Source organism: Oceanobacillus alkalisoli (assembly GCF_022213125.1).
Lineage (GTDB): Bacteria > Bacillota > Bacilli > Bacillales > Amphibacillaceae > Oceanobacillus > Oceanobacillus alkalisoli.
On sequence record NZ_JAKNRA010000001.1, the window covers coordinates 179204 to 197173 of the forward strand.

Sequence of the window (17970 nt, forward strand, 5' to 3'; positions counted from 1 at the left end):
GCCCTTACAGGCTAGGTTCGCGATTCGTTTCGCAACGCTTGTACTAGCGCATCCAGTAGTCGCAGCAACGTACAAACTGGAGCACTCCGACTGCTTGAGCACAGAGCGGGCATGAATGGTGCTGATAACTGCAGTTGACTAAAAACAGTAGCTCTTCATTTTCTATGCAGTGAGGAAAGGCAAGTTAAGAAAACAATTAATCTGCACGGTATACATATACTTCTCCTTGCTGTTCCCTTTGACATCCTCCATTTAAACGGAGATATTCCAGGTGGGCAAGGGTTTCTCCAATTGCGAACCGTGTTTCATGGATATTTAATTGTTTATTGAAAAGCTGTTCACAGGCTTCATAAACCGTTCGACCTGCCTGAATAATTTCGTGCAAAGCTTCAAGCCTTTCGTAATGATGCGCTTTTAATTCCAATACGCGTAAATGCCCTTCATGAAACGGTTTGCCATGTGACGGGATAATGAAGTCCACCTCAAGTGCAGCAATTTTGTCCAATGAATCGAAATAACTTGAAAGCGGATTTGGATCACCATGGAACCAGTGAGAAATATTCGGTGTAATCTTTGGTAGAATATGGTCGGTGCTTAGCAGTGTATTTTTTTCCTGATTATAAAAAGTGACGAGTCCTTCCGAATGGCCCGGGGTGAAAATAACTTCATATTCATATTTTCCAAGAACGATTTTTTCCCCTTCTTCCAAATAATGCGAGATGGTCGGATAAGGTTGTACCCGCGGGACAAACGCTTCCGTGTTCTCAATCATTTGCCTCGCAATCTGCTCTGGAATACCTGATAATCTATAATACTTTCCAAGTTTGGTGAGAAGTTCCTTTTCCCAGCTGAACAACCCATTTTCCGCATCAATTTGGGACATGGAAACGCTCGTACCATACCTTTCTTGAAAACTTCCTGCATATCCGTAATGATCTGGGTGATAATGCGTTATAATCAGATGTTTTACTTCTTTTCCAGCAAGCTCTTCTTCCCAGCGTTTCACTGTCTTCTCATTATGCAGGCCGGTATCAATGACCGTATAGCCATCTATCCCTTCTGCAAGAAAACAGTTCACATGATTCAGACGAAAAGGCAACTCAAGTCGAATAAGCTGTAAACCATATTCTTCTAACATTCTCTCCATTCCTTCCACCTTAGTTTCCTATAAAGTTTGGTTTTTGTTTTTCAAAAAATGCTGCAATCCCTTCTTTATTATCTTCTGATTGGAGGAGCAGTGTTTGAATCGCTGTTTCTTGTAAGTCACTCGTTTCATAATTTAGTTTGTCAGCATGGTTGACGAATTGTTTTACAAACCGATTTGCAAGTGGCGGTCCGTCTACAATGAATTGGGCAAAATCATTCGCTTCTTGTATCAGACTTTCTTTTGCAACATGATTTACAAGTCCCCAAGCTTTTAGTTCATCCGCAGTCACTGGTTTGGCTGCAGAAATCCACTCTTTCACTAAGGGTCGCGGAACATTATCGGTGAGAACTTTCATTAATCCTAGATCAGGAATCAGCGCGATGTTTGAAAAACTGCTAACGAATGTCGCTTCACTTTCCGCTACAATAAAGTCCGCTGCCATCGCAATACTGAACCCGGCACCTGCAGCGAAACCATTTACAGCGGCGACGACGTATGTGTCCATCTTGCGGATTGTTTGAACAATTTCAAGAGCCCGTTTCATATACTTCATTATGGAGGCGGATTCATTCAGAGCGTGAATTGTCTCTAAATCACCACCTGCTGAAAATCCTTTTCCTTCCCCAGATAGAATAACAACGCGAATTGCTCGGTCTTCTTCCGCATCTATTAATGCTTCGATGACATCATTTACGAGTTCATAGGATAAAGCATTCCGTTTATCTGGCCGATTCATTGTAATATAAGCAATACGATTTTCCTTTTTCACCTTTACAACCTTCATCTTTTCTCCCCCTTATTTCAATTGCTGGACTGCTTGTTGATATTCATTTGCAATTTTTTCTTTCGCTTTTAAATATTCTTCTTGCAACTCGGTTATGATCTCTTTTACCGGCTGTTCTTTTTTAACCGGCCCCACCCCTTGACCTGCTCCCCAAATATCTCGCCATGCCTTAACATCTGGGTTACCAAGTTCAGAAATATCTATTTTTCCTTTTTCGGGAAGCTGTTCTGGATCAAGACCAGCATTTACAATACTTTTCGTAAGGTAATTGGCATGAATTCCACTAAAGGCGGGTGTATACGTAATATCGGATAGCGTGGAGTCGATAATCATCTTACGGTAATCATCAGCTGCACTGCTTTCCTTGGCAGGAATAAACTTCGTACCGAAATAAGCAAAATCAGCTCCAAGTGTCTCTGCAACGAGGATATCTTCTCCCTTTGATAACGTGCCTGATAATGCAACTGGTCCGTCGAAAAATTCCCGGATTTCATGCATGAACGCAATCGGATTCAATCTGCCACCATGCCCGCCCGCTCCAGCTGCGACGAGGACAAGCCCGTCACTTCCTTTTTCTAAAGTTTTCTTCGCAAATTTCATATCAATAACATCACTTAAAACGATGCCGCCATATTCTTTCACAATTGCTACGACAGGACTCGGGTCGCCAAGTGACGTAATCACAAGCGGTGGTTTATACTTTTTAATCAAAGTTAGATCTTCTTTAAATCGTTTATTCGAACGGTGGCTAATAAAATTGATTCCCCATGGAGCTAATTCTTTGCCTTCTTTTCCTCTTAACTGTAAGCCTTCCGTAATCTCTCGCATCCAATCATCCAACTGCTCGGTTGTCCGTGTATTCAGAGCTGGAAATGTACCGATTATCCCCTCAGCACATGCCTCCAGCACCATTTTCGGATTGGAAATAAGAAACATCGGCGCCATGATAACCGGCAGTTTAACCCCCCGCAGCAACTTTTTCGTTACTTCATTTGTCATGGAATATAATCCCCCTTTTACTACTGCTAGTTTTCGAGTGAATGTTCATTCATTATTCTGCAAAAAAATAGAAATGTGCACAATCTGCATTTCATGTATTATTCTAATTCTAAATTTTCATATTTTTATTGTCAAGTGATTTCACTAAAAAAATAGGGTCATTTGATACAACTCTCAAACTGACCCTACTCCTTATTTCAATTCTAATAATTTCTGTTTCATTTCCTCTTCCATTACAATCATTTCTTTTTCTGCCTGTTGGCGCTTCTCTCTGCCTTCTGCTTGAATTGTAAGTGTCTCTTCAATCGTGGAAATTAAATCTTCCTGTGTTTTCTTAAGTGTTTCAATATCGACGAGACCACGCTCATTTTCTTTCGCTGTCTCAATCGTATTCGTGCGCAGCAGTTCCGAGTTCTTCAACATGAGATCATTCGTTGTTTCGGAAACAAGCTTTTGCGCTTCGACTGCATTCCGTTGGCGCAGTAATGTGAGTGCAATTGCAATTTGGTTTTTCCAAAGTGGAATTGCCGTTAGTATTGAGGATTGAATTTTTTCAACGAGTGCTTGATTCGTATTCTGAATGAGCCGAATCTGCGGGGCACTCTGAATGGTAATCTGTCTGCTTAACTTCAAATCATGGGTGCGCTTTTCCAGGCGGTCGGTAAATTGAATCAAATCATTTACTTCCTGAACCATCATTTGATTTTGGCTTGCTTCCGCTTTTGCTTTAAGGGCGGGAATTTCTTTCGTTCGGAGCTCATCAATCTTCACTTCTCCGGCTGCGATAAAAATATTTAAGGCATCAAAGTATTCTTTGTTTTTTACAAAGAGTTGCTCCAGCAATTTATTATCCTTCGTCAGTTCATTTTTGCCCCGATCAAGCTTCACACTAATCCTGTCAATTTGTGCCCCGGTCTTTTGATAATTGGATAGGACTTGATTCACAGAACTTGATACGCGATTGAAAATCTTGGCAAGAAATCCTCGATTATCTGTCCGCAAATCATCCGGATCAACTTGTTCGAGTTTCTTCATGAGGTCGGATAAGATGCCACCAATCTCCCCGATATCACTATTTTTCACATGATCCAACATATCATGGGAAAAATCCATCAGCTTGGATTGTGCTTCTGTTCCGTATAGGGATACACTTTGAAAGTTCGCTGGATCAATTTGTTCTGCAAGTTGTAAAGCACGTTTTTTCTTATCTTCCGGCAATACATCGACAAGCCTTTTTTCCTTTACATCTGTTTCTGTCTCCACTTCGCTGATTTCCTTATCTGCGGATTCACTGCCGAACGGATTAGCCAGCAGCTCGTCCAATTCAAATTCATTCTTTTTCTCTTCAGCCATCAGATAACCCTCCCATTCGTTTTCTTCGGTTTTTGTAATGTTTTCTTCGCTACGTCAAGTTCAAAATGCAATGTATCGACATCATCATTCAGCATAATGCGAAGGTCTTTATTTACAGTTTGACCAAGAACGATAATTGCGAGTCTCGAATCCCGCATTGTTTCACTCATTTCCCTTGATTTCACCTGTTGTTTAGAAAGGTAAGCATATTTTTCCGTGATTTCAACTAACGAATCGAGATGCTTATAGAAAAACGCTTCCGCCTTGAAAAACCTCCACGGTTCACGTTTTGTATTTGTGTAAATCCTTTTTACGGTGCGAAGAATTTCAAAGTTCTCCTTCGCATTGCCCAGTGGACGAACTTGCACCAAGGCACGTTGCAGCCGGATGACTTTTGCTTTCGCTTCTTTCAAGTTCCCGGAAATGAATTTATATTCCTTCCGTGTCAGTCCATGCCGTTTTGCGTCGCGGGAAATCTGTAAATGTTTTACAGCATAATAGGTGACGACCCCACAGACAAGTGCGTACGCCGTGGAAAGGAGAAAAATTTGCGAAAAGGCGAAAAAACTGATCAACCAGATAACCCCTGTTGCAGTGAAAGCCGCCGCCTGTCGTAAAACAAATTCGAAAAATGCTTTCATTACATCACTCCTATAATAAAATACACGCCCTGTATGAACACTCTACCACTAATACGACAAAGCCAAGTATAAAGTTTCACTTAAATCTATTTTACCTGACTTGACGAGAAATAACTACACCTAGATAATGACAATTAGATGTTCATGAGCGTTTTTAGATTATTACTTTAGGAGGAAAAAGATGCAACGAATAGGAATTGATGCTGGTGGCTCTTTGATCAAACTTGCTTATGTCGAGCAAAGTCAGCTGCATGTGAAAACATATCCGTATCAGGATAAAAACTCTTTCGTGAATTGGCTCCATATGCTTGCTCCAGATACACATGTTTATGGTACAGGCGGGAGATGGGAGGAACTGTCAAAAATACTCCAGCAGCCAACTGTAACAACTGCTGAATTCCCGTCCATTGTCCGAGGGACAGATTATTTGCTGAGCAAAGAAACAAACGTACCAGAAGAATACATTCTCGTTAATATTGGAACAGGCACTTCTATATTTCACGTCAACAATGGAGAATTTGAACGCGTGCTTGGGAGCGGGGTTGGTGGCGGAACATGGTTAGGAATCGGATCACTTCTTGCAGGCTGCGGGAAAACCTTTCGTGAGCTTGTTGAACTTAGTGCATCAGGGAATCATTACCATGTTGACCTACTCGTTAAAGATATATACGGAGAACAACATGCACCACTCACGCAGGAACTGACAGCAGCGAACTTTGGTAAAATACAGTTTCTAAATGAAAGCTCGCAAGCCGACCAATTGCGTGCCCTAACACAACTAATTGGTGAAGTGATTATTTCTCTTGCCGCAACCGTGATGAACAGTAAAGATGTAAGGAAAGTAGTTTTCATCGGCAGTACGATACAAGGGAATAAACCATTGCGGGATGTACTGTCAATTTTTCGTGAGATGTTAGCGTATGAGCCAATATTTTTGGATAAAGGAGCATACGCTGGTGCGATTGGAGCTATGGTGGAATAATGGGCTCCTTTCTCTTAATTCCTCTATTAATGCATGACTCTTTTTCTGTTGCCGGTCAGCTTGACCGGCTAACTCCGCCAAGATGACAGGGGTATTGTTTAGGCGGACAAGAAGCAGCCAGTTATTTTCATGCACCATCATACGGCGGCTTTTTTTATCGATGATTAATTCTTCTCCGGTTTTTTCTAATAAAATAACAGCTTTATCTTCTTCCATCCGGTCGACAACACCAATTTCTGGAGTAAGCCCACATCCATAAAAAGTAAAATAAATAGCAAGCCAAACTCTCATAAAGCATATCTCCCTTCATTATAAATCATGATTGAATCTATTACACACTGGATTTTCCAGACTCTATTTGCTACTCTATTGATGGAAGTTTTGAAGTTTAGGGGGAAGTTATGTGAAACGTTTAACATTTATATTGGCATTCCTTGGACTGTTCATCTTTTCCGCTTGCGAGGAAATGCCAACAGACACAGCGAATCATGCCAATGAAACAACAGTGAGCAACCAAAAGACCGTATCCACTGCGGCTAAACAGGACGAAGCAAAGGATACGACCGAAGAGGTTTCACCTGAGAAAAATCAGACGGAAAAACTTGAAGAACTATCCGTTCATTTTATCGATGTTGGTCAAGCTGATGCTACCTTATTCCGGTACCGTTCAGGTGAGGAACAATATACTGTTTTATTTGATACGGGTGATTGGCGCGGCAGTGAGGTAACGAATTACTTAACTGGAAATGATGTAAATTTTATTGATCTTGTTATCGTGAGCCATCCGGATGCTGATCATATTGGACAACTTGAACAAGTCATGCAGACCTTTGATGTCGGAGAAGTATGGATGTCAGGTAATGAAAGTTCTTCCCAGACGTTTCAGGATGCAATTGAAGCAGTTCTAGCCAGTAATGCGGACTATTATGAACCCCGAGCAGGTGAAGAATTTGCAATCGGTCCATTGCAAATTGAAATCCTGTACCCGGATAACATTTCAGGGAAAACCAACGAGGAATCCATTTCCGCCTTGTTTACATATGATAATGTGAAATTCGTTTTGACCGGGGATGCCGGCCTGCGTGAAGAAACTTATATGCGAAGCAACTTTAATGTATCAGCCGACGTCCTCCACCTTGGACACCATGGCTCGAAAACATCGAATGACCCAGCATTCATTGATGCAGTTTCACCAAAAATTGTCGTTTATAGTGCAGGCGCCGATAACAGCTATGGCCACCCGAGCCCAGAAGTCGTCTCAGCCATAGAAGAAAGGAACATCGAACTATACGGTACAGCCATTCATGGCACAATCCTCCTCACAACAAATGGCACAGACATCCAAATCGACACAAATATTGCAGCGCCTGACAGCGGGACAACGGGGTCAGAGCAAATGTCCCAAAATAAAAACAAAGAAACAGAACAAGTTTCTTCTTCTAGTTGTGTTAATATTAATGAAGCGACAGTTGAAGAATTACAGCAAATTATCCATATTGGTCCAGAGCGGGCCGTAGATTTAATTGAACTGCGACCTTTCCAGACCATTAGTGACCTGACAAAAATCGCTGGAATTGGTTCTGCACGAATGGCGGATATTCAAACAGAAGGGATTGCATGTGTACAATGAAAGGGATTTTAGATCGATTCGAAGGAAATCAGGCGGTTATTCTTATTGAAGAAACGAAAGAGGAATTGATCGTTAACAAAGAAGGTTTACCTCGGGGCAGTGCCAAACATACGATATTCAACTTAGAGAAAGCTAACGGCAGCTATCAAATCGCCAGTATTGATTTGACACAGACAAAAGCAGCGGCTAAAAAATCCGCTTCCCTCATGGATCAATTGCGAGGAAAGAAAAAAGGCAGTAAATTCAAGCGATGAAATATCCGAACAAACCAGCTAGCAAGCTGCACCAAAGATTTACTTGGTTTGTTCGGATTTTTTATTGTCTAAGCAACTCTTTTGTCAATTCCAATGATACGGTGTTTCTTGGTAGACATAGTAGTTCAGCCAATTCGAAAACAGTAAATGTGTATGGGAGCGCCACAAATTTAAAGGAGGCTTCTCCGGGTCATCATCTGGAAAGTAGTTTACAGGCACCTCCATCTCAAAGCCCTTTTTCATGTCCCGCTCATATTCATCACGAAGCGTTGTAGCATCATACTCTAGATGACCTGTAATCATAATGTTTTTCCGATCTTTTGAAAGAATGATGAATGGAGAATTTTCATCTGTCTTCGATAACAGGGAAAGTTCGGGATGCTCTTCAATTGCTTCCAAGCTAACGGTCGTATGTCTCGAATGTGGTGCAAAAAAGTTATCATTAAAACCTTGGACGAGCTTTTCAGTTGGTAAGGAAACATCATGATTGAAAATACCAAAGTATTTCTCAGGCAAGGCTTCTTTTTCGATTCCATAATGATGGTAAAGTGCTGCTTGGGCTCCCCAACATATGTAGAGGTTTGACGTTACATTCTCCACCGACCAATCCATAATCTGTTGTAACTCCCGCCAATAGTTAACCTCTTCAAACTCCAGATGTTCAATTGGTGCACCAGTAATAATAAGGCCATCAAACTTACGCGATTTTATTTTATCAAATGTCGTATAAAACGTATCGAGATGATAATTGCTGACATTTTTGGATTGATACGTTGCTGTCCGTAAGAATGTAATATTCACTTGTAATGGTGTATTCCCTAATAAACGTAGTAATTGCAGTTCTGTTTTTTCCTTTTCAGGCATTAAATTCAAAATTAAGATATTTAATGGACGTATATCCTGAGTACGGGCTCTGTCTTCCTCCATTACAAAAATCTTTTCTTCTTTTAATGTTTCCCTCGCTGGTAATTCTCTCGGTATATTAATCGGCAATCCACACGTCTCCCCTCTGTTTTTTTATAATAACAATCATTATAAATATTAAATCTTGAAACGGCAAGTCCTTGCATTCGTTTCTCACTTGATTCAAACTTCCTGCTAAGTGCCTCGCTTTAAGATTGTCCTTAAATGATATATAATAAAGAAGCAATAAGTCATAATTTTGGAGGGAAAAGGCAATGAAAAAGGTGCGATTGACTTTCTTTACAATTACTCTTTTTGGGGTACTTTTCCTGAGTGCTTGTGGTGGAAATGAAGTTGGTTCGGATACAGAACAACAAGATGAACCTGAACAGGAAGATGTCGCAGAAGATGAGGGAACGGAAGAGGATACAACAGAGAATAGGGAAGCAGCAGAAGAAGATACGGAAGAGGAAGCAAATTCAGGTAATGCTTCTGATGGAATGGATATCGTTGCGGAAAATGATGCCTTTAAGGTATTTGAGCCTGCACCCGACAGTGTTGTTGCTAATGAATTTATTGTCCGCGGAGAAGCACGGGTATTTGAGGCAAACGTTTCCTATGAATTTGAAGACGGCCATAACATCCTTGCCAAAGGATTTGTAACGGCAAGTCAAGGTGCTCCTGAATGGGGCGAGTTTGAAATAACAATTTCATTTGACGAAGTTGCCAATGATACTGGATTGATTGTACTTTATGAAGAAAGTGCAAAAGATGGATCCAGACAAAACGAATTAATTATTCCAGTAAAAGTTAAAGATTAATAAAGTGAAACTTCATTCCGTGGGAGTTTCCTTACCTCCTTCACGGAATGTTAGTTGAACAGAATCAGGGATTTACGGACTGTTTATCTCCATCTTCACATGTTGGGTTTCCCTTATCTTTAGAAGTGGGGAGATTACAGACCGTTAATGCGTGATAAAAACGGGTCAGTTAGATACAGTCTAATTGGCCCTCATTTTTTTGGATTAGAGGTTGTATAAATGCAAGTATTATTAAAGAAAAAATGGTCGGTCGCGGCCATTGCTGTATTTTGTTCATTATTATGGGGAAGTGCATTCCCTGTACTTAAAATAAGTTATGATGAATTTCAAATTGCGTCAGACGACATTATTGCTAAAATTGTTTTTGCCGGACTGCGATTTTTACTCGCAGGACTTATTGTACTTGGTTTTCTTATGGTGAGTAACTACAAACAATTATTTGTCACAAAAAAGCAGCTAATGGTTCTGCTTATTCTCGGCATTGTCCAGACTGCCCTGCAATATTTCTTCTTTTATAACGGACTGGCCAATGTTACCGGGATGCAAGGAGCAATCCTGAATTCAAGCGGAACATTTTTCACTGTTCTATTGGCGCATTACTTTTATGTAAATGATAAGATGACAACCCAAAAAGCAATTGGACTTCTAGCAGGATTTGGAGGCATTATCGTCGCCAACTGGGGACAAGGCTTTTCATTCCAGTTCACGTTTACTGGCGAAGGTTATATGATTTTATCTGGTGTAACAAGTGCTGTTGCCACGATTATGGCAAAAGAACTCGCTAAAGGAATTCATCCATTTGCAATAACAGGGTGGCAGTTCACTCTAGGAGCAATCGTATTATTACTCATCGGTTTTCCACAGCTCGGGGAGAACGCAATGGTTTTCACTCCTTTCGGCTGGGGATTATTTATTTACTCCGCCTTGCTTTCTTCTGTTGCTTTTGCGCTCTGGTACTCCTTACTAAAATATAACCCTGCAGGAGAAATTACAATGTATAAGTTCATTGTCCCTGTGTCAGGCTCTATTTTATCAACGATTTTAGTTCCTGGAGAAAGCCTTACGCCGGCAATCCTATTTGCTCTTGCCCTCGTTGCACTCGGAATCATTATCGTTAATATAAGGCCGAAAATCTAATTGGGATGGTCGAGGGAAAAGTAAGCCAATATAGAGGGGACTAGCATGAGTATTCATGGAGGAGGTCTATCGTTTTTGTAGGGGAAGGAGCATTCGTAAATAATAGATCCTCTCCATGATGATTTATATTGGGGGTGGGAGTACCCCTCAACCAATCTCTCACCCCAAAGATAATAAATAAAAAACAATTCGTCAAAAAGCAATTTTTGGTTTTTCCTCTGTTTTTTTGTCGAGAAAAATCGATTCCCGCAAAAGTTATTCAATTTTCCCAAAGAATTTCGTCGAATCATGTCGGAAATCAGACAACAAATTTAAAATCCTCCTATTTTTTACTTTTCTATAAAGAAATCCATTTCATTTAGCGAAACTTTTACTATCTATTCAAGTGTTAATTACTATTCCATGTTCGACAGCCGAAGTTTCTCTTCTCTGCACGCTCCATCATTTATGTAAGAATTACCTGATTCGGGTTTCATTTTATTTTATTATGGGTATAATAGAACGCATGTATTTTATTTTATATCTTAAGGGAGGAAATATGAAGAAAGTTTCAAAAGTGTTTTACATAGCACTGGCAATTGTCGTTATTATGGTTATTTTGGGAGCTGTGTTCCCAACAGAATTTGAAGATTTAACTAGCCGGGTTCAAGCTTTTGTTTCTACAACATTCGGTTGGTATTATATGTTGCTCATGTCAGCCCTCGTCATTGTAGCAATATTAATTGCATTTAGCCGGTTTGGCAAAATTCGTCTTGGCCGAGACCATGATAGGCCTGACTTTTCCACCGTTACGTGGATTGGCATGCTTTTTTCCGCTGGTATGGGAATCGGGCTTGTCTTCTATGGGTCCGCAGAGCCACTATTTCACTATATTGTGGATGCTCCCAATGCAGAAGTCGGATCAGGTGCAGCTTTTAAAGATGCACTTGTTTATTCTTACTTCCACTGGGGAATTCATGTTTGGGCAATGTATGGCGTCGTTGCTTTGTCGCTTGCCTTTTTCCAATTCAGAAAAGGTCAGCCCGGTTTGATCTCCTCAACATTGAAGCCGCTCTTTGGCGATAAGATGGATGGCCCATTCGGGACATTTGTAGATGTACTGTCTGTATTTGCAACCGTATTTGGTGTCGCAACTTCTCTTGGATTTGGTGCAGTACAAATTAATGGCGGGTTATCACATTTATTTGGAATTGAAGTAGGATTTATTTCACAATTATTAATTGTAATTGTTGTAACAGCTCTATTCATGATATCCGCTTGGTCTGGATTAAGCCGAGGGATTAAATATTTATCCAATACGAATATTGTTTTAGCTGTTATTCTTTTAATAATTGTTATCGCAATTGGACCGACTGTTCTCATTATGAATATGTTCACGGAAACAATTGGATTGTATATGCAAAACTTGATTGGGATGAGCTTTACAACCGCACCCCTTGCTTCTGACAACCGTGCTTGGCTTGACGGCTGGACCATATTTTACTGGGCATGGTGGGTATCCTGGGCACCATTTGTCGGTATGTTTATCGCAAGAGTCTCCCGTGGGCGTACCATTAGGGAATTCATTTTAGGGGTCATGATTGTCCCGACCTTGTTTATCGCCATCTGGTACGCAGCATTCGGGACAACAGCTGGAAATATCCAAGATAGTGGTTTCGACTTGTCTGGCTTTGCAACGGAACTCGTATTATTCAATATGTTCGACCAGCTTCCGATGTCGACGCTTCTTTCTATTATAGCGATTGTTTTAATTGCATCGTTCTTTATTACATCAGCGGATTCGGCAACATTTGTCCTTGGTATGCAGACAACGAAAGGCTCACTTACTCCGCCTAATACCGTTAAAGTCACCTGGGGAATTGCGCAATCTGCGGTAGCAATCATTCTTCTTTATGTAGGAGGTCTCAGCGCCTTGCAAAATACAATCATCATCGCGGCACTGCCCTTCTCCTTCATTATGATTTTAATGATATTTGCTTTGTATAAAGCGTTGAATAAAGAAGTATGAGAACAAAGGCGGAAGCGCCCGTTCAGCAACGTACAAACTGTGCCTCCCAGGATGGGAGGTAGTTCGATGTTGCCCCAGGAAGAGGCGAACTTAATCGAACCTCCTTTTTACCGGAAGAGAGATAAAGGAAACATGCCCCTTAAGGGGTAGACGTGAGTTGGGCTTTAGCCCGAATTTAAACGGCCCTCCTTTCGTTATGAGCCGATGTTGACTTTCACCACAAGGGTATAAGTGCGACTAAGCCTCACAAAGACCGAACGGCTAAGTCTTCTTTATCGATTGGAGGAGTGTGAAGTCACTGCTCGCCCCACCAAAAGATCTACTAGTTGCTGGGCGCAGAGCCGACGTGGCTAGCCTAGCAATTTTAGTTATCTACAGTATTTTCTAGCTAACAAAAAGGTTGAGTTTCCTGAAATAGGAAACTCAACCTTTTTTAATTTTAACTATCATACCGTTGATTCATCCGGTTCTTTTTCCGGATCCCGTACTCCCAAATCTTCTTCAATAATTTCAAAGCCTTCAATTACCGTGTTTTCTTCCAGTTCGATAACGAGACAAAGTTTTCCGTCGAGCCGCATTTGGCGTATATAACGCAATTCACTTGGACTAACTTTTAAATCAGCAGCTTTCGTTTTGATTTTAATCGACTTGGAGTTATAATTTGGAACAACATTGTTTGCCTTCAGTTCAAATTTCTCATCATTGATTACTTTTTTAAAGGCTCCTTCCACAGCTTCCGGCTGCACATCCTTTATCCCGCTGCTACTTAAAACAGCTTCCATATCCCGGTAATCGAGCTTCGGTGTATCATCCGGATCCGTCTCTTCAATCACCTGCTGGATCTCATCATAGACATTTGCGAGGGTAGCGGTCGTAAACTGTTCACCAGCCACATCTTTAACAATTTCTTCAAATACAATCTTATCTTCTTCAGCAGTCATGATTTCTTCTGCATTCAGAACATCTTCAATAAATGAGAAATCTAGTTCTTTTGATTTCCCAGTTGAATAAAGAACACGGTTCACATCAGATACACCATCGGTAAAGGTCGGGAACAAGAACCCGCCTATCGGGGCATTCAAATCAATAATCGGATCGACTTCGATATTGTATTTGAATTCTTTTTCCACATAATCGAATGCCAATTCTTTCCTGGGATCTTGGGTCGTATTGATTGTACACATAATAAAGAAATGAGAATAGACTTTATCCCGTTCACTCTCTTCGGTCTCTTCACTAATCGGCTTTACCGTCTTCATATATTCACCTTTCGTGAAAGTGACGATAATATCTTCGTCATACTGCTTCACTTCGAGCATTTTCTCAACAATTTGCACCATGCGGTTTCTCCATGTTTCACTATGTTCGGTCAATACCCCTTGATGAAGAAGTAATTGGGTGCTGTTTTCTGCTTCATGAACAAATTTCAATTCAAACAGTTTCCGATCTAATTGGCCGGCAAGCACTTTTTTAAAATTATTCATGAACAATTCCTGTTGTTCCCTCTCCAGCATTTCAAACGGGGTGTTCTCCTGATGATAGATTTCACTTGATTCTTTCATAATATATACGTTAAACACTTCATTTATTTTCAATAGATCATTTTCCGGCTTTAATTGCCTGCGGAAACTGGCAATATCTTTTTTATTCACGTAAACACTCCTTATTTATAGACTGATACAATTTATTATACTACAAAAAAGGACGTTCAGGAGAATTCCCCGAACGTCCTCTTTACTAGATTTAATAACCTGATTCCAGTTTACCGGTTTGCATGTCCTTTTAACAGCCCGGATAACGTTTTTATGATGATCGTTGGTGCAAAAATAACAACGGCAATTGTCCCCGCAATGAAGAGGACAGTTCCCAGTGTGGAATATTCTTCTGGAATAAGATATCCTAAACCGATTAACGCAAATCCCGAAACAATCGCTGCGAGCAACCAGTTTAACCTTTCTCTCATGCTATCCCTCCTTCCCTTCCAGAATATGCAACAGGATTCCCGAATGTCTGTGTGCATATTGGAGGGAAGATTTACAATAGAAAGGGGTGGGGTTGCTCACCCTTTTTTGGTATTTATTCCAATCCACCGATGGATAAATATTTCGTTTCTAAATATGGTTCAATACCTTCAAGTCCACCCTCTTTACCGATTCCGCTTTCCTTCAACCCACCGAACGGGGCATGTGCAGCAGACGGGGCACCATCATTCCAACCGATGACACCAAAGGTGAGATGCTCATGCAAATACGTGCCTGTCCGGTAATCATTTGTAAAGAAATAAGCCGCTAAACCGAATGGTGTGTCGTTCGCAATAGCAACCGCTTCTTCGACCGTATCAAACACCGTAATCGGAAGCACTGGGCCAAAAGTTTCCTCCTGCATGATATCCATTTCACCAGTCACTTGTTTCAGAACGGTAGGATAGATGAAGTAATAGCCTTTATCATCATCTTTATCGAATTTATTACCTGCTAGTACTTCAGCACCTTTTCGAACAGCGTCATCAATCTGGCCGACAACTTTTTTAAAGCCGTCCCCGTTGATGACCGGGCCGATTTGCGTACCTTCTTCCAGTCCATTTCCGACTTTTAATTTCTCCACTTCTTTTACAAGCCTGTCAGCGAATTCGTCAGCAATCTCCTTTGCAACGAGCACCCGATTTGCACAAATGCAAGTTTGTCCAGCATTACGGAACTTAGAGAGAATAGTTTGCTGTACTGCGATATCAAGGTCGGCATCTTTCGTAACGATGAGCGGAGCATGTCCACCGAGTTCCATTGATACGTGTTTTACCGAATCCGCACTTTGCTTGATCAATTGCTTTCCAACTGGAGTCGAACCGGTGAATGTAATTTTCTTCACCAAGGAACTATTTGTAAAAATCTCACCAACCGTTCTTCCAGAACCATTGACATATTGAACTACATCTTTTGGAATTCCTGCTTCATATGCCAGGTCAATCAACTTCATCGTCGTAAGTGGAGTTTCACTTGCCGGTTTTACGATGAATGTACAACCTGCCGCAAGAGCCGGTGCAGCTTTCCTTGTCATCATGGCTGCCGGGAAGTTCCATGGTGTAATTGCTGCGACTACTCCGATTGGCTGGCGGGTAACGAGAATCCGTTTGGACTCGGTATTTGCTGGAACAGTTCTTCCGTAAATCCGTTTTGCTTCTTCTGCAAACCAATCAATATAGCTTGTAGCATATTCAACTTCTCCGAGGGACTCAGATAGTGGTTTCCCACTTTCGAGCGTCATCACTCGAGCAATTTCTTCCTTCTGCTCCAGTACCTTTTCAGACCATTTTCGAAGCAAACGTGCTCGCTCATGTGCGTTAACTTTCTTCCATTTCGCGAACCCATCTGCAACTTTTTCCAGTTTTGCTTGAATTTCTTCTTCTGTATCCACTGTTACCTCTTCCACTAATTCACCTGTAGCTGGATTAAGTACTTTTATACTTTCTGCCATGTTTTGTCCGCTCCTTTTCATCGTATTTGAACATCCGATATTGAATTTCCCTTCCACACTTTCATTAAACATTTAGAAATCTCTTTATTTATTCCTCCTCAGGTGAGCCATCTGGATAAACTTGGGTCCCCAATTGATTACCAATCCATGTCTCACCGTCTTCCCAATGTTCTTTTTTCCAAATCGGGACAATCTGCTTGATTCGCTCAATGACATATTCATTCGCTTCATAAGCGGCCTTACGATGCGGGGAGGAGACGGCGATACATACAGCAGTTTCTGATATATCGAGACGTCCCATTCGGTGAGTGACTGCGACTTCCGTTTCGGGCCATTTTTCTTTTACTTCATCTCCTATTTCAGCAAGTTTCTTTTCGGCCATTGGTATGTAAGCATCATATTCAAGATAGATTGTTTTTCTTCCCCGTGTCCATTCCCGTGCGATTCCAAGAAAAGTCGTAATCGCTCCTGCTTCTCTGCGTGTTACCTTCTGAATTACATCGTCGGTATCAATCGGATCTTTCACGATTTCAAACATTTTTTCCGTCATGCTGTGCCTCCTCATTACTCTTTTCGCAACCAGTCGTTCCAAGCGATTCCAGACTGATCCGCAAGTAGAACAGCCATTACTTGCTCTCCGGCTTCATATCCCTCTTTATTTCCAGGAAGCACGATAAGTACATTTGCTTCTGCTAAAGATGTGACAATGTTCGGCTTATCAAGACCAACTGGAACAGCAATAACATTTCCGCTTTCATAGATAAGTTTTCCCCGGACGAATCGGTGAAATGGATTAGGTGCAGTAAAGTCAGTACCAAGCTGGGCAGTCAGCTTTTTTAAATAAGGATTCTTCGTATGTAAATGGTTGCGGATTGCAGGTCTAGTGTACAATTCAAAGCCAACATAACAAGATGAGGGATTGCCCGATAAACCAAAAAATAGTTTGCCGTCTACTTCTGCAACTGTTGTAACAGAACCCGGGCGCATTTTAATTTTATTAAATAATACATTTGCATTTAATCTCTCTAAAATAGCTGGGATATAATCATAATCACCGACAGACACACCACCTGTTGTGAGTAAAATATCCACTTCATCTAAAGCAGCAACAACTTGGTCATAACAAATATCCAAATCATCGGCGAATTGACCAAGGGAAACAGGAATACCACCTGCCCGTTCAATTTGACCGATTAACATATAGGAGTTACTGTCTCTTATTTTGCCTGGTTCGAGTGCTGCATCCACAGGTAAAAGCTCACTGCCAGTCGATATAATTCCAACTCTTGGTCGCTTCACAATAGGAACTTGTCTGTAACCAAAGGTTGCCAGCAATGCCATAATCCCTGGATTTATGTATGTTCCCTTCTGTACCAGCACTTCGCCTTTTTGCGTGTCTTCGCCTGTTTTTGTAATATTTTCAAATGAAGTTAGTTTTCTGGTAAACTCGATAAATCTCTTTTCACCTTGACTCGTTTCTTTAACATGTTCCAGCATAATGACAGCATCACAACCTGCCGGAATCTCTGCTCCAGTCATAATCCGAACTGCTTCATTTTCCTTTACAGTCCCTTCAAATACACTTCCCGCACCTATTTGGCCAACTACCTCTAACCTACTATCGCCATTTTCAGTAGCTTCCGACCGAATGGCAAATCCGTCGTAGCGTGTCCGGTCAAAAGGAGGGACAGCATGATCACTAATCAAATCTTCTGCTAGAAAAAAACCGTGGCTTTCTTCTAATGGAATGAAAGTCTTCTCCCCTTTTACCGCGTATTTCATGACTCGCTCTATTGCATCATTCACCTCAATAGGTGTCCGTATTTCTACCATAACTCAA

18 protein-coding genes are annotated in these 17970 nt (G+C 41.2%); 6 read left to right on the top strand and 12 right to left on the bottom strand.

Annotation, left to right across the window (positions count from 1 at the left end; translation table 11 throughout):
* Positions 1 to 196 precede the first annotated feature (196 nt).
* From L3V42_RS00845 to L3V42_RS00865, 5 genes are all read right to left on the bottom strand, one after another.
* Positions 197 to 1147 carry an MBL fold metallo-hydrolase gene (locus L3V42_RS00845; protein ID WP_310739844.1) on the bottom strand — a complete coding sequence of 317 codons (951 nt, stop codon included), beginning with the start codon at positions 1145 to 1147 and terminating at the stop codon, positions 197 to 199.
* Positions 1148 to 1157: 10 nt separating this feature from the next.
* Positions 1158 to 1931 carry an enoyl-CoA hydratase/isomerase family protein gene (locus L3V42_RS00850; RefSeq protein ID WP_238471007.1) on the bottom strand — a complete coding sequence of 258 codons (774 nt, stop codon included), beginning with the start codon at positions 1929 to 1931 and terminating at the stop codon, positions 1158 to 1160.
* A gap of 12 nt (positions 1932 to 1943) precedes the next feature.
* The gene (locus L3V42_RS00855; RefSeq protein ID WP_235763516.1) at positions 1944 to 2930 is read right to left on the bottom strand and encodes an NAD(P)H-dependent flavin oxidoreductase; all 987 of its coding nucleotides are present in this window, start codon (positions 2928 to 2930) and stop codon (positions 1944 to 1946) included.
* Positions 2931 to 3122: 192 nt separating this feature from the next.
* Positions 3123 to 4283, bottom strand: coding sequence for a toxic anion resistance protein (locus L3V42_RS00860; protein WP_235763515.1), 1161 nt, complete (start codon positions 4281 to 4283; stop codon positions 3123 to 3125).
* Positions 4283 to 4924: a 5-bromo-4-chloroindolyl phosphate hydrolysis family protein gene (locus tag L3V42_RS00865; RefSeq protein WP_235763514.1), complete on the bottom strand. Its 642-nt coding sequence runs from the start codon at positions 4922 to 4924 to the stop codon at positions 4283 to 4285. The genes L3V42_RS00860 and L3V42_RS00865 overlap by 1 nt, the downstream gene beginning before the upstream one ends.
* Before the next feature lie 181 nt (positions 4925 to 5105).
* Between L3V42_RS00865 and coaW the strand changes: the two genes are divergently transcribed.
* The gene (gene coaW, locus L3V42_RS00870; protein ID WP_238471008.1) at positions 5106 to 5906 is read left to right on the top strand and encodes a type II pantothenate kinase; all 801 of its coding nucleotides are present in this window, start codon (positions 5106 to 5108) and stop codon (positions 5904 to 5906) included.
* On the opposite strand, the gene L3V42_RS00875 is transcribed toward coaW, so the two are convergent.
* Positions 5838 to 6197: a hypothetical protein gene (locus L3V42_RS00875; protein WP_238471009.1), complete on the bottom strand. Its 360-nt coding sequence runs from the start codon at positions 6195 to 6197 to the stop codon at positions 5838 to 5840. The genes coaW and L3V42_RS00875 overlap by 69 nt on opposite strands.
* Before the next feature lie 112 nt (positions 6198 to 6309).
* On the opposite strand from L3V42_RS00875, the gene L3V42_RS00880 reads away from it, so the two are divergent.
* Together L3V42_RS00880 and L3V42_RS00885 are read left to right on the top strand one after the other, a co-directional pair.
* Positions 6310 to 7536, top strand: a complete 1227-nt coding sequence (locus L3V42_RS00880; RefSeq protein ID WP_235763511.1) for an MBL fold metallo-hydrolase — start codon at positions 6310 to 6312, stop codon at positions 7534 to 7536.
* On the top strand, positions 7524 to 7790 hold the full coding sequence (locus tag L3V42_RS00885) for a DUF3006 domain-containing protein (RefSeq protein ID WP_235763510.1): 267 nt from the start codon (positions 7524 to 7526) through the stop codon (positions 7788 to 7790). Before L3V42_RS00880 ends, L3V42_RS00885 begins: the two co-directional genes overlap by 13 nt.
* An 84-nt stretch (positions 7791 to 7874) precedes the next feature.
* Here the strand turns inward: L3V42_RS00885 and metA are convergent, their stop codons facing one another.
* Positions 7875 to 8783 carry a homoserine O-acetyltransferase MetA gene (metA, locus tag L3V42_RS00890; RefSeq protein ID WP_235763509.1) on the bottom strand — a complete coding sequence of 303 codons (909 nt, stop codon included), beginning with the start codon at positions 8781 to 8783 and terminating at the stop codon, positions 7875 to 7877.
* Between the two features lie 185 nt (positions 8784 to 8968).
* Between metA and L3V42_RS00895 the strand changes: the two genes are divergently transcribed.
* From L3V42_RS00895 to L3V42_RS00905, 3 genes are all read left to right on the top strand, one after another.
* Positions 8969 to 9514, top strand: a complete 546-nt coding sequence (locus tag L3V42_RS00895; protein ID WP_238471010.1) for a Gmad2 immunoglobulin-like domain-containing protein — start codon at positions 8969 to 8971, stop codon at positions 9512 to 9514.
* A 219-nt stretch (positions 9515 to 9733) separates the two neighbouring features.
* Positions 9734 to 10651: a DMT family transporter gene (locus tag L3V42_RS00900; protein ID WP_238471011.1), complete on the top strand. Its 918-nt coding sequence runs from the start codon at positions 9734 to 9736 to the stop codon at positions 10649 to 10651.
* 538 nt (positions 10652 to 11189) lie between these two features.
* Positions 11190 to 12659, top strand: a complete 1470-nt coding sequence (locus L3V42_RS00905) for a glycine betaine uptake BCCT transporter (RefSeq protein WP_235763506.1) — start codon at positions 11190 to 11192, stop codon at positions 12657 to 12659.
* A gap of 446 nt (positions 12660 to 13105) precedes the next feature.
* Here the strand turns inward: L3V42_RS00905 and L3V42_RS00910 are convergent, their stop codons facing one another.
* The 5 genes from L3V42_RS00910 to L3V42_RS00930 all read right to left on the bottom strand — a co-directional run bounded on the left by L3V42_RS00910 (position 13106) and on the right by L3V42_RS00930 (position 17963).
* Positions 13106 to 14311 (bottom strand): DUF4317 domain-containing protein, encoded by a 1206-nt coding sequence (locus L3V42_RS00910; protein ID WP_238471012.1) that lies wholly within the window; start codon positions 14309 to 14311, stop codon positions 13106 to 13108.
* Positions 14312 to 14421: 110 nt separating this feature from the next.
* Entirely contained in the window at positions 14422 to 14622 is a 201-nt protein-coding gene (locus tag L3V42_RS00915) for a hypothetical protein (RefSeq protein WP_235763504.1), read from the bottom strand.
* A gap of 113 nt (positions 14623 to 14735) precedes the next feature.
* Positions 14736 to 16130 (bottom strand): NAD-dependent succinate-semialdehyde dehydrogenase, encoded by a 1395-nt coding sequence (locus tag L3V42_RS00920; RefSeq protein ID WP_238471013.1) that lies wholly within the window; start codon positions 16128 to 16130, stop codon positions 14736 to 14738.
* Positions 16131 to 16218: 88 nt separating this feature from the next.
* Positions 16219 to 16680 carry a molybdenum cofactor biosynthesis protein MoaE gene (locus tag L3V42_RS00925; protein ID WP_238471014.1) on the bottom strand — a complete coding sequence of 154 codons (462 nt, stop codon included), beginning with the start codon at positions 16678 to 16680 and terminating at the stop codon, positions 16219 to 16221.
* Positions 16681 to 16694: 14 nt separating this feature from the next.
* Positions 16695 to 17963, bottom strand: a complete 1269-nt coding sequence (locus L3V42_RS00930; protein ID WP_235763501.1) for a molybdopterin molybdotransferase MoeA — start codon at positions 17961 to 17963, stop codon at positions 16695 to 16697.
* Between the last annotated feature and the right edge of the window lie 7 nt (positions 17964 to 17970).

What these genes read in the sequence shown, in the direction of transcription:
- L3V42_RS00845 (WP_310739844.1), bottom strand. Translation starts at nt 1,147, where the DNA reads ATGGAGAGAATGTTAGAAGAATATGGTTTACAGCTTATTCGACTTGAG.
- L3V42_RS00850 (WP_238471007.1), bottom strand. Translation starts at nt 1,931, where the DNA reads ATGAAGGTTGTAAAGGTGAAAAAGGAAAATCGTATTGCTTATATTACA.
- L3V42_RS00855 (WP_235763516.1), bottom strand. Translation starts at nt 2,930, where the DNA reads ATGACAAATGAAGTAACGAAAAAGTTGCTGCGGGGGGTTAAACTGCCG.
- L3V42_RS00860 (WP_235763515.1), bottom strand. Translation starts at nt 4,283, where the DNA reads ATGGCTGAAGAGAAAAAGAATGAATTTGAATTGGACGAGCTGCTGGCT.
- L3V42_RS00865 (WP_235763514.1), bottom strand. Translation starts at nt 4,924, where the DNA reads ATGAAAGCATTTTTCGAATTTGTTTTACGACAGGCGGCGGCTTTCACT.
- coaW (WP_238471008.1), top strand. Translation starts at nt 5,106, where the DNA reads ATGCAACGAATAGGAATTGATGCTGGTGGCTCTTTGATCAAACTTGCT.
- L3V42_RS00875 (WP_238471009.1), bottom strand. Translation starts at nt 6,197, where the DNA reads ATGAGAGTTTGGCTTGCTATTTATTTTACTTTTTATGGATGTGGGCTT.
- L3V42_RS00885 (WP_235763510.1), top strand. Translation starts at nt 7,524, where the DNA reads ATGTGTACAATGAAAGGGATTTTAGATCGATTCGAAGGAAATCAGGCG.
- L3V42_RS00895 (WP_238471010.1), top strand. Translation starts at nt 8,969, where the DNA reads ATGAAAAAGGTGCGATTGACTTTCTTTACAATTACTCTTTTTGGGGTA.
- L3V42_RS00900 (WP_238471011.1), top strand. Translation starts at nt 9,734, where the DNA reads ATGCAAGTATTATTAAAGAAAAAATGGTCGGTCGCGGCCATTGCTGTA.
- L3V42_RS00905 (WP_235763506.1), top strand. Translation starts at nt 11,190, where the DNA reads ATGAAGAAAGTTTCAAAAGTGTTTTACATAGCACTGGCAATTGTCGTT.
- L3V42_RS00915 (WP_235763504.1), bottom strand. Translation starts at nt 14,622, where the DNA reads ATGAGAGAAAGGTTAAACTGGTTGCTCGCAGCGATTGTTTCGGGATTT.
- L3V42_RS00920 (WP_238471013.1), bottom strand. Translation starts at nt 16,130, where the DNA reads ATGGCAGAAAGTATAAAAGTACTTAATCCAGCTACAGGTGAATTAGTG.
- L3V42_RS00925 (WP_238471014.1), bottom strand. Translation starts at nt 16,680, where the DNA reads ATGACGGAAAAAATGTTTGAAATCGTGAAAGATCCGATTGATACCGAC.
- L3V42_RS00930 (WP_235763501.1), bottom strand. Translation starts at nt 17,963, where the DNA reads ATGGTAGAAATACGGACACCTATTGAGGTGAATGATGCAATAGAGCGA.